13 protein-coding genes are annotated in these 12964 nt (G+C 45.4%); 11 read left to right on the top strand and 2 right to left on the bottom strand.

Annotated elements, in window-relative coordinates:
* Positions 1-247: 247 nt before the first annotated feature.
* Positions 248-421: a hypothetical protein gene (locus ACFOZY_RS04120; RefSeq protein ID WP_378152561.1), complete on the bottom strand. Its 174-nt coding sequence runs from the start codon at positions 419-421 to the stop codon at positions 248-250.
* 75 nt (positions 422-496) lie between these two features.
* On the opposite strand from ACFOZY_RS04120, the gene ACFOZY_RS04115 reads away from it, so the two are divergent.
* From ACFOZY_RS04115 to ACFOZY_RS04065, 11 genes are all read left to right on the top strand, one after another.
* Positions 497-1111 (top strand): YIP1 family protein, encoded by a 615-nt coding sequence (locus ACFOZY_RS04115; RefSeq protein ID WP_378152559.1) that lies wholly within the window; start codon positions 497-499, stop codon positions 1109-1111.
* Between the two features lie 77 nt (positions 1112-1188).
* A complete protein-coding gene (locus ACFOZY_RS04110) occupies positions 1189-1971 on the top strand; it encodes an SDR family NAD(P)-dependent oxidoreductase (protein WP_378152557.1) in 783 nt (260 codons plus the stop codon).
* A gap of 244 nt (positions 1972-2215) precedes the next feature.
* Positions 2216-2605: a DUF485 domain-containing protein gene (locus tag ACFOZY_RS04105; RefSeq protein ID WP_378152555.1), complete on the top strand. Its 390-nt coding sequence runs from the start codon at positions 2216-2218 to the stop codon at positions 2603-2605.
* Positions 2602-4128 (top strand): solute symporter family protein, encoded by a 1527-nt coding sequence (locus ACFOZY_RS04100; protein WP_378152553.1) that lies wholly within the window; start codon positions 2602-2604, stop codon positions 4126-4128. The genes ACFOZY_RS04105 and ACFOZY_RS04100 overlap by 4 nt, the downstream gene beginning before the upstream one ends.
* A 68-nt stretch (positions 4129-4196) precedes the next feature.
* Positions 4197-4514: a DUF3870 domain-containing protein gene (locus ACFOZY_RS04095; protein ID WP_378152551.1), complete on the top strand. Its 318-nt coding sequence runs from the start codon at positions 4197-4199 to the stop codon at positions 4512-4514.
* Positions 4515-4759: 245 nt separating this feature from the next.
* Positions 4760-5917: a CaiB/BaiF CoA transferase family protein gene (locus ACFOZY_RS04090; RefSeq protein ID WP_378152549.1), complete on the top strand. Its 1158-nt coding sequence runs from the start codon at positions 4760-4762 to the stop codon at positions 5915-5917.
* Entirely contained in the window at positions 5914-7119 is a 1206-nt protein-coding gene (locus ACFOZY_RS04085) for an acyl-CoA dehydrogenase family protein (protein WP_378152547.1), read from the top strand. The genes ACFOZY_RS04090 and ACFOZY_RS04085 overlap by 4 nt, the downstream gene beginning before the upstream one ends.
* 79 nt (positions 7120-7198) lie before the next feature.
* Entirely contained in the window at positions 7199-8203 is a 1005-nt protein-coding gene (locus tag ACFOZY_RS04080; RefSeq protein WP_378152545.1) for a TAXI family TRAP transporter solute-binding subunit, read from the top strand.
* Between the two features lie 3 nt (positions 8204-8206).
* On the top strand, positions 8207-8692 hold the full coding sequence (locus tag ACFOZY_RS04075) for a DUF1850 domain-containing protein (RefSeq protein ID WP_378152543.1): 486 nt from the start codon (positions 8207-8209) through the stop codon (positions 8690-8692).
* A gap of 18 nt (positions 8693-8710) precedes the next feature.
* Positions 8711-10675: a TRAP transporter permease gene (locus tag ACFOZY_RS04070; RefSeq protein ID WP_378152541.1), complete on the top strand. Its 1965-nt coding sequence runs from the start codon at positions 8711-8713 to the stop codon at positions 10673-10675.
* Between the two features lie 88 nt (positions 10676-10763).
* Positions 10764-12200, top strand: a complete 1437-nt coding sequence (locus ACFOZY_RS04065) for an SLC13 family permease (RefSeq protein WP_378152539.1) — start codon at positions 10764-10766, stop codon at positions 12198-12200.
* A gap of 46 nt (positions 12201-12246) precedes the next feature.
* Here the strand turns inward: ACFOZY_RS04065 and ACFOZY_RS04060 are convergent, their stop codons facing one another.
* On the bottom strand, positions 12247-12855 hold the full coding sequence (locus tag ACFOZY_RS04060; RefSeq protein WP_378152537.1) for an aspartate/glutamate racemase family protein: 609 nt from the start codon (positions 12853-12855) through the stop codon (positions 12247-12249).
* Between the last annotated feature and the right edge of the window lie 109 nt (positions 12856-12964).

The following is a 12964-nucleotide window of genomic DNA, read 5'->3' as shown; positions in this document are numbered from 1 at the left end:
CAATATAAGTGGAAAAATCCACTGAATAGAAAACTATAAATAATGAATTTCAGCAACTAATGATTGCCCAGTAATTTTACACAAGATTATGGACTTGACTGGGGGGAAATGCTGGTTTACAACTATTTGTCCAAGGTTTACAACTAAACGGTGAAAGTCTACAACCATTTTGGTGAAGTTTACAACAAAGCGGGGGAAGTCTACAACTATGCAAGGGAAGTTTACAACCAAATCAATCCAGTACGATCTACTGATTTAATGAATGATGAAAATGCTGGTTTACAACAATTTGTCCAAGGTTTACAACTAAACGGTGAAAGTCTACAACCATTTTAGTGAAGTTTACAACTAAGCAGGATAAATCTACAACCAAATCACCAAAGTCTACAACCATTCTTCCAATGCCAAGCACTTCAAACAAATTCCTTCCTTAATATTCTTTTCTGTAACTTTTCTGCGTACTATCCGTAGTAAGAAGAGAAGGGGGAGATGCGGGATGAATCCATTCATAACGATATGGAGCCGACCGAAAGAGACACTTCAGTACATATTAGATGAGAAGACGGTCGGATATGCGGTTATGCTTACTTTGCTTGGTTCGTTGGTGAGCAGTATTATGGCTTTTTCAGATACAGGATTTTTTGGTGATTTCCCGTTAGTTGCGATATTGGCGATTTCGTTTGGAGCAGCTATCGTATTGGGTTTAATGGGCTGGGGGTTTATGACGCTCTTATATACATTGGTCGGGAAGATGTTGGGCGGCAGTGGAACGATGCCTCAGGTGAGTAAAATTGTTGCATCATCCGCACTTCCGGGAATTTGGATGGCACCGATCAATGTGTTGATCCTGCTCATTTACGGAAAGGATTTATATGAAGCGCCTCAAATTTACGAATTTACGGTTCTTCCCATTGCCGTTTACTTGATCTATAACCTCATTACGCTTGGAATTGGGGTTTACGCGATTGTGATTCAAAGCATGGGACTTGGGTTGGCGCACGGTTTTTCTTCACTTCGAGGTTTTGGAGCCGTCGCAATTGTTACGGGGTTCCTGATTGTGATCACGTTGATTATTTCGTTTGCCATCATTTCAATCTTCATCTTCAAATAATAGAATGATTGATTCGAAAAGAGAAGTCAGCCTACAATGAGAGTAGGTTGACTTTTTAAATTGAGGGGGAATGAAAGATGGATTTAGGGTTAACAGGAAAAGTGGCGCTGATTACAGGCGGCAGTAAAGGGATTGGACTTCAGACGGCCATCAATCTGGCTAAGGAAGGCGTAAAGGTCGCCATTTGTGCTCGCAATGAAGAGAATTTGAACGCGGCCGCTGAACGGATCAAAGCCGAGACAGGTGAAGAAGTTCTTACAATTGTAGCGGATGTCCGAAATGAAGCTGATTGTCAAAAAGCTGTCAATGAAGCAGCAGAGAAATACGGACAGTTTGATATATTAGTCAACAATGCAGGGACATCACAGGCAAAGCCATTCGATAGCGTCGATACTGATTTGTGGCGCGACGATTTGGATTTGAAGTTGTTTGGAGCGATCAATTGCTCGAAGGCGGCCATTCCGCATATGAGAAAAGCTGGCGGCGGTGCAATCGTTAATTTAACAGCGGTAAAAGGGAAAACACCGACAGCTTCTTCGTTGCCGACATCGGTGAGCCGAGCAGCTGGTATGGCGCTCACAAAAGCGATGAGCAAGGATCTCGGTGCTGATAATATTCGTGTGAACACAGTATGTATCGGGTTGATTCGCAGCGATCAGATCGAGAAGAAGTGGAAGAATGTGAACCCGGAAATGTCATGGGACGAGTTCTCCCGTAAACCGGAACACGGCATTCCTCTTGGACGCATCGGTGACACAGTGGAAGCAGCTAACGTCATTACATTCTTAGTTTCTGACGCAGCCTCTTATTTAACAGGAACTTCCGTCAACATCGACGGTGGATCTTCAGCAGTATTGTAATGCCTATTGAATGAAAGCTCCCGGTTCGCCGGGAGTTTTTTTATGAGCAAAATAAGGCAATCGACTGCTCGCCATAAACAAATACTATTCGCCTTTCATTCCCATTCTGTCAATGTACACGTCAATTGTCATAGAGTCTTTTAGAAAAATAGTAAAATCATACTACTTGAAATAGTTTGAATGTTTCGTATTAAAACTATAAGATTATAGTGTATTACACTATTTTTCCAAAGGGGTTGATAGAATGAAAGGTGTTTACGCAGAAGATGCTATGGACCCGAATGAGGAAGGTCCTCCGAAGAGTCACTCTGTTCACAAATCAGGGGTGGATTTTGAGCGGATTGCGGAGAGCAGCCGATTCCGTGAGTTCATGGCAAAGAAGAAGAAATTCATTGTTCCTTTAACTGTGTTTTTCCTCATTTTCTATTTTACTTTGCCTGTGATGACGTCTTATTCGGACTTTCTGAATACGCCTGTGATCGGTGATATTTCCTGGGCATGGTTGTTTGCGCTTGCTCAGTTCATCATGACGTGGGTGCTTTGTACGATGTATGCGAAGAAGTCTGCTTCCTTTGATGATGACGCAGATGTGATCATTGAGGAGGAAATTGTGAAAGGAGGCGGTAAGCGATGAATGGTACGGTCGTTACGTTGTTTTTGGCTATTGTTATTTTGACGCTTGTTGTTACATATTACGCTGCGAAACGGACGAAATCGACTTCGCATTTCTACACTGCTGGTGGGGGTTTGACTGGCTGGCAGAATGGGCTTGCGATTGCCGGTGACTATTTGTCGGCTGCTTCTTTCCTCGGTATTGCGGGTTCTATCGCGCTATTCGGATACGATGGATTCTTCTATAGTATTGGTTTCTTAATTGCTTACTTGGTTGTACTATTCCTTGTGGCGGAGCCATTGCGGAATTTAGGGAAGTACACGCTTGCAGATATGATCAATGCGCGTTTTGATGCGAAGAAAGTGCGTGCGGTTGCAGCGTTAAGCACGATTACGATTGTTATTTTCTATATGATTGCACAGTTAGTTGGTGCAGGTGCACTTATTCAGCTTTTATTCGGAATTCCTTATTGGGTTGCCGTTCTGATCGTCGGAGTGATGATGACTATCTATGTATTATTCGGTGGGATGACAGCAACAAGTTGGGTGCAAATTATCAAAGCTGTTCTTCTGATGATCGGTACTGTGATCATTTCATTTTTAGTGTTACAGCGCTTCGATTTCAACATTCTCCAAATGTTCTCTGAAGTGAAAACTGTAACAGAGCATGGGGAAGCTTATTTACAGCCGGGTCTTCGGTATAAAGATCCGATTGGAACGATTTCCCTCATGTTGGCACTCGTTTTAGGTACGGCAGGACTGCCTCATATCCTGATGCGTTTCTTCACAGTTAAAGATGCGAAGACTGCCAGAAGTTCTGTCGTCTATGCAACTTGGATCGTCGGGATTTTCTACGTACTTACAGTATTCTTAGGATTCGGTGCTGCGGCTTTCGTCGGTTCGACTGCTATCCGTGAAGCCAATGCTGCCGGGAACATGGCGGCTCCGTTGCTGGCTCAGGCTCTTGGTGGAGATTTGCTGATGTCCTTCGTTTCTGCAGTAGCCTTCGCGACCATTTTGGCTGTTGTAGCGGGTCTTGTTTTATCTGGTGCATCGGCGTTCGCCCATGACATTTACGGGCAAATCATTAAAAAAGGACAAGTGTCAGATACCCAGCAGATGAAAGCCGCACGCTATGCCTCTCTTGGTGTATCCGTGTTATCCATCTTGCTTGCTTTATTCGCACAGTCACTGAATGTTGCGTTCTTAGTTTCCCTTGCGTTCTGTGTAGCGGCAAGTGCAAACTTGCCAGTGATCCTGTATACGGTTTTCTGGAAACGATTCAATACGGCTGGAGCCATGACGGCTATGATTACAGGGCTGCTTTCTGCGCTGATTTTAGTTGCAGTGAGTCCAAGTGTGATCTCGCCTGAAGGGACCGCAATCTTTGTTGGAGAGCCTCTCTTCCCGTATGCAAATCCGGCTATTATTTCGGTTCCGCTTGGTTTCTTAGGCGGATTTATCGGTACGCTATTATCGAAGGAAGTGGATGCAAAGCGCTTTGCGGAAGTGTCTGTCCGTGCGAACACAGGTTATCGCGATTGAGATTTTCATGAAAATAAAGGGGATGCCTCTATCGGGGGCACCCCCTTTCAATTAAGGAGGGAAACAATATGAATACTGTCTTTATTGCAGGGCATGCTCGCTTACCAAATGGAATGGCGGCACAAAGTATATATGGGACATTGACTATTACAGCCGAGGTCGATAAGAAGTACGGAGTGATTGTATCGGCGAGCTGTACGCTGGCGACTGAGCATGGCCGTGACTTTATCCATCATTTATTAAGAGGGCATAGTTTACGGGATGGGGTAGAGGAGCCGATTGAACAGTTGAAGCAGCATTACTTGGGCAAGGCGGGAAATGCGCTCGCTTCCGCTTTACGGGATGTACATAAACAGTACGAACATCACTTTACTTCTGTTATTTGAATTAATAAAATATTGCAAATAAAAATCCAATCTATTATACTCGTAAACAAGAACTATGCCGAGTCGCCACAAGCGACCAACCCGCATGGTGAAGTACTATATGTAAAAGCCACATACGCTGCCTAATCTGCCAACGTTCCTTAGCCGGATCTGTTTACGCAGGTGTAAGCCAGTCCAATAAGAGTACAGGATTTCTGTATCTCTATTTGGGTTGGCTTTTTATATTGCTCAAGGAGGATGCAGAAGTGTCGGGTGCATTGCAAAACATCAAGATCCTCGATTTGTCGAGGGTGCTGGCTGGCCCGTATTGCACGATGATTTTGGGAGATTTGGGTGCGGAAGTCATTAAGGTTGAAGCGCCTGGTGGAAGCGACGAAACGAGAAAATGGGGGCCGCCTTTCCAGAACAGTGTAAGCGCTTACTATTTAAGCGCGAACCGGAACAAAAAGGCAATTACGGTTGATCTGAAAACTGCGGAAGGAATCGAAACGATTAAAGAGTTGGTGAAGGAAAGCGACGTGATTCTTAATAATTTCAAGACCGGAACGATGGAACGGTACGGGCTTGACTACGAGACGCTTGCTTCATTGAATCCGGGAATTGTGTATGCGTCCATCACCGGTTTCGGGCAAACGGGTCCAGAGAAGGATTTGCCTGGATACGATTTCATCATCCAGGCGATGAGCGGACTTATGAGTATTACGGGGAATGAAGAGTCCGGACCTCAAAAAGTCGGCGTAGCCATTACGGATGTGTTGACAGGGCTCTATGCTGTCATTGGAATCCAAGCGGCGTTATTGGAACGGTCCACTTCCGGGAAAGGACAAAAGCTTGATCTGTCATTGTATGACAGTGCGGTGAGTGCCCTCGTCAATATCGGAAGCAATTATTTGATGGCCGGGAAAATGCCATCGCGGCTTGGAAATACACACGCGAATATTGTTCCGTATCAGACGTTTAAAACGGGGGACGGGGAAATGGTTGTGGCAATCGGGAATGACCATCAGTTCCGGGCATTTTGCGGCGTGCTGGATCAACCTGAGCTTGCCGAGGATGAGCGGTTCCGGACAAACCCGGACCGTGTCCAACATCGACAACTGCTGATTCCGATGCTTCAGGAAGTTTTAGTAACCAAACCGACCTCTTACTGGCGAGAGGAATGCCGGAAAAACAATATTCCATGTGGACCGATCCAAAACTTGGAACAAGTCGTTAAAGATCCGCAACTGATCGCCCGCGACATGATCGTTGAAGCGGAGCATCCGTCTGCCGGTAGAATACGCATGATCGGCAGCCCGTTGAAGTTATCGCGTACACCAGTCAAAATCAGGCTCCATCCACCAGATCCAGGTGAACATAATGAGGAAATATTAGGAGAACGAAAAGGAGAGATTGTAGGATGAATTTTTCATTTTCAGAAGAGCAGAATATGTTGCGTCAAACAGTGAGGGATTTTGTAGATAAGGAAATTATGCCGAATATTGCAGAGTGGGACCGGAAGGGGCATTTTGAGTCATCCATCATTAGTAAAATTGCTGATTTAGGGCTAATGGGTGTATGCATTCCTGAACAATACGGCGGAAGTGGTATGGATTATAATTCGCTTGCGATTGTTTGTGAGGAATTGGAGCGGGGCGACACGACATTCCGTACTGCGGTGTCCGTTCACGTGGGCCTAAACAGCATGACGTTGCTGCAATGGGGCTCAGAGGAGCAAAAGAAGAAGTACTTAGTTCCGCAAGCGAAAGGCGAGAAGATCGGTGCCTTCGGTTTGACGGAGCCGGGTGCAGGATCTGACGTGGCCGCACTTCAGACAACCGCTGTGAAGGACGGAGACTACTATATTTTGAATGGCCAAAAGACATGGATTTCGCTATGTGATGTCGCGGACCATTTCATCGTCTTTGCGTATACAGGCGACAAAGCTGAAAAACACCGTGCAATTTCAGCCTTTATTGTTGAGCGTGACTGGGAAGGGTTCTCCTCGAAGGCGATCAAAGGGAAGTTGGGTATCCGAGCGGGGAACACCGGAGAGATTTTCTTTGAAGATATTCGAGTACCGAAGGAAAATCTGTTAGGTGAAGAGGGCGAAGGTTTCAAGATTGCGATGGCTGCACTTGATAATGGCCGGTTTACAGTTGCTGCAGGCGCAGTTGGACAAATTGCAGCGTGTATCGAGGCGAGTGTGAAGTATTGTCATGACCGGAAGACGTTTGGCAAAGAAATCGGCCAACATCAATTAGTGCAACAAATGATCGCAAAAATGGAAGCTGGTTATCAGATGAGCCGTCTGCTCGTTTACCGTGCAGGCCAGTTGAAGAATGAAGGTAAACGCAATACACGTGAAACGTCGCTTGCGAAATGGCAAGCATGTGACTTTGCCAATAAAGCCGCGGATGATGCCGTTCAAATTCATGGTGCATATGGCTATTCCGATGAGTATCCGGTAGAACGTTACTTGCGTAATTCGAAAGCAACGGTCATTTACGAAGGAACTCGTGAAATTCACACGATTATGCAAGCGGAGTATGTGCTCGGCTATCGTGAGGATAAAAAGCTGAACAAAATGCTGCCGGCTTGGGAAGATCTCTATCAGTACAACTAATTCATTCATCAAGAGAGAGTCTATTAATTTAATAGGCTCTCCTTCAAAAATTTTCATAAGATCAGGAGGGAGAAAAGGGATGAAGAGAAAATCGTTTTTATTCATGGTGGCATTATTGGTATTTAGTATGGTTTTAGCGGCTTGCGGGGAATCCGGCGGCGACACGCCTGAAGCGGAAGCAGACGGCAAACTGCTTGATGGGGAATTCATTACCGTGCTGACTGGAGGGTCTTCAGGGGTGTACTTCCCGTTAGGCGGTACGATGGCGAAAATCTATCAAGAGATGGGGGCTACGGCGAATAGCCAATCGACTGCAGCTTCTGCGGCGAATGCCACAACGATCAACCAAGGGAAAGCGGAAATCGGGTTCTCTATGGGGGATACTGCAGCAGATGCTTACCAAGGAGTCGATAGTTTTGAAGAGCAAGGGGCGCAGGAAAATCTTCGCACGATTGCTGCTCTTTACACGAACTACTTGCAAATTGTCGCAACAAAAGAATCTGGCATTAAAACAATTGAAGATTTGAAAGGAAAGAAAGTAGCAGTTGGTGCTCCTGCCTCCGGGACGGAAATCAGTGCACAGCGGATTTTGAAGGCTTTTGGTATGACTTATGATGACATCTCGGCTGACTATCTGTCATTTGCTGAAGGGGTCGAAGGAATGAAGAACAACACGATTGATGCAGTTGTAATTTCTTCCGGACTGCCAAATGCCGGCGTTATGGAACTTGAGACAAGCAAGGACATTGTTGTTGTAGAAATTGATGAAGCGAAGATCAAGGAAATGCAAAAGGATTATCCGGCGTTCTTCCCGACTGTCGTTCCAAAAGATACGTATAAAGGGATGGAAGGGGACGTCACAACGATTGGTGTGTATAACGTTCTGTTAACACATAAAGATGTCTCCGATGACGTAGCGTATGCTATGACAAAAGGAATTTTCGAAAACTTGGAAGAACTGAAAAATACACATAATGCAGCCGCTGAAATTGATATTAAGAAAGCGGTGGAAGGCCTGCCAGCGCCATTGCATCCAGGTGCGAAAAAGTACTTTGAGGAACAAGGGATTTCCGTTCCGAAGTAATCGATGAAAAACTATTTGATTGTGCTTTTCGTACTGGCTGTTACGGTCCTTTCATTCCTACCAATAGACACCGGTTTTAAGGTGTCTGATGGTGAGGGAAAGCTTTTGAAATTTATTCCCGGTGAGGATCAAGTGACAGTAGGATGGCGGCATTCGGTTGAAAAGACGCCTTGGAAGGAAACGTATCGGGTAGGCGAGGATGGACAGTTGTCCCTCGCCTTTACCGAGTACAAAATGTATGGGGCAGGCACCCCTGACCGGGAAGGCAAAGCAGAACTACTACCAAATGGAATGATTCATGTAACGGAGATTGAACGGATCGTTCCTTATTATTCATTACTTTATGTCCCTATTTCTCAGTACTCTATCGAAGTGGACGGGAAAAGCTATCCGTTGGAAGATTTCGTTCCTGACTATGAGGAAGTCCGTATCTCATTTGAAAAGGTCCGGTTATACGAGTGGGTGCTGATGGGGATGCCACATTTTTAGTAGAAAGGCGGGATGTGTATGGCGATGAAAGCTGACGAAACTGTGGAGTTACCCGAAGAACATCAGGAGATAATGGAAAAATACGATTCGGAATCACGTTTCCGAAAGATAAATGTACCTTGGATTTTACGGCTTGTTACACTGATTGCGGTCGGACTGGCTTTATTCCACTTGATTACTTCATTTACAGGGCCACTTGTAACCTTACAGCACAGGGCAGTACATACGGGAGTCGTGTTGGTCTTAGTATTTTTGTTATATCCTTCGTGGAAGAAAGCGCCTCAGGATCGTCCGTCGGTCATCGACTTCTTCCTGGCTATTTTATCTGTGGCGACGATTTCTTATATTTTTGTGGACTATACCGGTATTATCCAACGAGCAGGATTGCCGAACAACACGGATATTCTTTTCAGTTTGCTGATGGTCATGCTTGTACTTGAAGGCGGCAGGCGTGTTGTCGGGAATGGTCTTACGATTTTGTGTGGACTCTTCTTGCTCTATGCTTTCTTAGGTCCGGAATTGCCAAGGGTGATTGCCCACCGCGGTTATGAGCTGGATGATATTGTGACGTATATGTTTTTGACGACTGAAGGGATTTTTGGAACAGCGATTGGTGTTTCGGCAACGTATATTTTCCTGTTTGTCTTGTTCGGCGCATTTTTGAATAAGACAGGAATGGGGCAATTATTCAATGACACGGCTCTTGCACTTGCGGGGCATACATCGGGAGGACCGGCGAAAGTGGCGGTCATTTCGAGTGGCTTCTTAGGGTCAATCAATGGTTCCGCTGTTGCGAACGTGGTGACGACGGGTGCTTTCACGATTCCACTTATGAAGCGTACCGGTTATTCTAAAGACTTCTCCGGAGCAGTTGAAGCATCCGCTTCGGTAGGAGGCCAAATTTTACCTCCTGTCATGGGTGCAACAGCATTCATCATGGCGGAAACGCTCGGAATGAAGTACTCGGATATTGCATTGGCCGCGATTATACCAGGTGCTCTATATTATTTAGGCGTATTGACCGTGGTTCATCTACGGGCGAAGAAATTAGGGCTATCGGGCTTATCCCGTGAAAACTTGCCGAATATGATGGATGTTCTAAAGGAGCGGGGGCATTTGCTCATTCCGCTCGTGATTCTCATTTATATGTTATTCGGTGGATTTACTCCGATTTATGCGGCCGCTTGGGCAATCATTTCAACTGTGGTGATTTCCATGTTCCGCAAAACGACCCGCATGAACTTTAAGTCGATTGTTCTGGCACTTGAAGAAGGAACCCGAAGTGCGTTAGGGGTAGCGATGGCGTGTGCGATGGTTGGGATTATTGTGGGTGTGGCTTCTCTTACAGGCTTTGGTTTGAAGATGACGAATGCGATATTAATATTAGGGAATGACACGTTGATTTTAACGTTATTCTTCACGATGATTGCTTCGATCATCTTAGGGATGGGTCTCCCGTCGATTCCGACTTATATCATTACTTCTTCGATGGCTGCGCCGGCTCTCACGCATTTCGGAATTGAGCCATTCGTTTCCCATATGTTCGTATTCTATTTCGGTATTTTTGCAAACTTGACGCCGCCAGTAGCGCTTGCAGCTTTTGCGGGAGCGGGGATCGCAGGAGGAAATCCGAATCGAACCGGGTTCATTTCCTTGAAGCTTGCAGGAGCCGGAATATTGGTTCCATATGTATTTGTATATGGACCCGAACTTCTCATGCAAAATGCCACAGCCTTCGAGATTATTTGGATTACCTTCACGACGACGGTAGGAGTTCTCGCTTTGGGAGCGGCATTGGAAGGGTATTTCATTACAAAAGTGCACATGCTCTTCCGAATTTTAGCTGCAGCTTGTGCGGTAACATTAATCATTCCGACCATGATGACCGATATTATTGGGTTAGGTCTTCTGGCCACTTTCGTTACAATTCAAATCATTTTGAAGAAACGTGAAACAGGACCGATTGCACCACAAACGACATAATTCTACGACAGCGGAGAGTGTGCTTTCCGCTGTTTTTCTATGATTTTGTTATACTCAATTTAATAGATTGCAGATTGGATTGAACAACATGGGGAAATCAAAAGATTATATGACACTCGGAATGAACGGAAAATCCTTGTTTGGTGTCGTTTTAGCTGTTGCTGTATTTGTACTGATGTTATTCGGGTTGCCTGATACGTTTAGTGAGGAAGCAAAACGAATGACCGCCATCGTCAGCTTCGGTGTCATTCTCTGGATATTCGAATCAGTGCCAATCGGGCTGACCGCCATCATTGTCCTATTACTCATGCTCTTATTTGATGTGGGCGGACCGGAGTTAGTTTATAGCGGGTTTGCTTCACCTGCGGTATTTCTTATTATTGGAGGCATGATGATTGCGGGTGCAGTCAATAGGACGACATTAGTCAAGCGCGTTACTTATCATATTTTACATCGCTGGGGCACCACGTCGAGGGGGCTTGTCGGAAGCTTGATCATCATTCAGCAAATCCAGGCAATATTCATTCCGACCACGGCTGTACGGTCTACACTCATTTTGCCCGTAGCTTCCATGATGATTGACACAATCGGGGCTAAAAGGGATAGCAATTTACGGAAACTCATCGCATTAGGGGCTACATTCGGTGGAAACATTAGCGGGACGGCCATCCTAACTGCTGCGATCGGGAATATTTTAACGGTTGAGCTCGTAAAACAGTTTACCGGTGTCAATATTACGTATTTTCAGTGGTTCCTCTACACGTTTCCGATCTGGCTATTACTTGTACCCTCCATCTGGTTCTTGTTATTGAAATTGTATCCTCTTCCGACAGATCAACGGGTGTTTCCAAGTGTTCAAGAGGAAATGAGGAAGAAATTAGAAGAACTTGGCCCTCTGAATCGGGAGGAGATCCGTTGTTTAGTAATTCTTTTATTTATCGTTGGATTATGGGTAACGGAGCCGCTACATGGGTTTCATCCGAGCATTCCTGCATTGGCGGGAGCTGTGTTGATGACACTTCCAGGTATTGGCGTGGCGCATTGGGAGGATGTTATTAAGATTAACTTTGGAACGGTACTCCTATTAGGTGTGACGTTGTCTATGGGTTATGCGTTAACAGAATCCGGAGCTGCCACAACCATTAGTCGATACTTAAGTGCTGAATGGTTCTTAGCGATCATGCGAGAGCCTTTATTGGCTATAGCCGTTGTTATCTTATTAGCTCAAATTTTTCACAAGGTCATATCCAATGTCTCAACAGCTGTCGTGACGTTCATTCCGATTATGGTGAGCGTCGCTGTGAATGCTGGTGCTGATCCAGTCGTCATTGGTTTTACTGCAGGACTTGCAAGTCTACATGGATTCATGCTCATTGTGGAAACGATGCCGAATCTACTCGCTCATGGCACGGGTTTAATTACACAAAGAGATTTACTAAAACCGGGTTTTTTCGCTACACTGCTTTCGATGGTGATCATGTTGATCGTTGCAGCGACTTGGTGGAAAGTCATCGGGTTCTTATAATAAAGACAAGGGGCAGCCGGGTTACTCGGACTGCCCCTTGTCCATTTTAGGAATAGGAGTCGTGGACAAATTTAACTAAAGAGACAATATCGTAAATAGGGACGTCGGCTGCTTCCTGTATCGCCTTACGGAAGGCGGACATATACGGGCTCATTAAAATGATGGCACCGAGATCAGGATTAGCTTTCCTGATTCGTTGTGTTACAAATGTTAGCTCGAAATTGATCGCTTCCACATCAATCGGCCTTGTACCGAATACATAGGCTTCTGTGAACGCCGGCATATCGTCCATTCCTGATGGGATCAGTGGAAAATTGGGAGGGACATGGTACGTTTCGAGCAGCTTTGGAGTAATCGACGCTTCTTTGTCCGAGAAGATGGCGATTTTACCCGGTATGGATGGGATGAGGGTTGGGAGTAGAATGAGTGGTGATGTGAAAGTTGGTATGGAAAGTTCGTGAAATTTTTGTGGGTCAGTCAGGTGTTCAGTAATAAGAGTTTTAGCGCCTCTGCTTTTTAAGTTTCTTGCAAGTGGAAGGAGCTCTTCCTCGCGACTTGCCGTTTCAAAGACGGCAGGAAATGGCAGGGTATTGGGGTGCCCGATATCCCCAATTGGTCTTTCTATCTGTGTTTTGGTTAATAGGATGCCAATCATGAAGAATCTTCCATTCGATTTTCCTCCGCTCTATATAATGCTTATCCCATTTTTATGTTGAGTTTTGGCTGTTTAGAATGAAGAAGGAGGGGGGAATTTTGGTGGGAGA

Source organism: Chungangia koreensis, assembly GCF_042651785.1.
Taxonomy (GTDB): Bacteria; Bacillota; Bacilli; order Bacillales_A; family Planococcaceae; genus Chungangia; species Chungangia koreensis.
The sequence above is the reverse complement of the archived record's forward strand: the minus strand, read 5'-3'. Positions and strand labels throughout refer to the sequence as shown.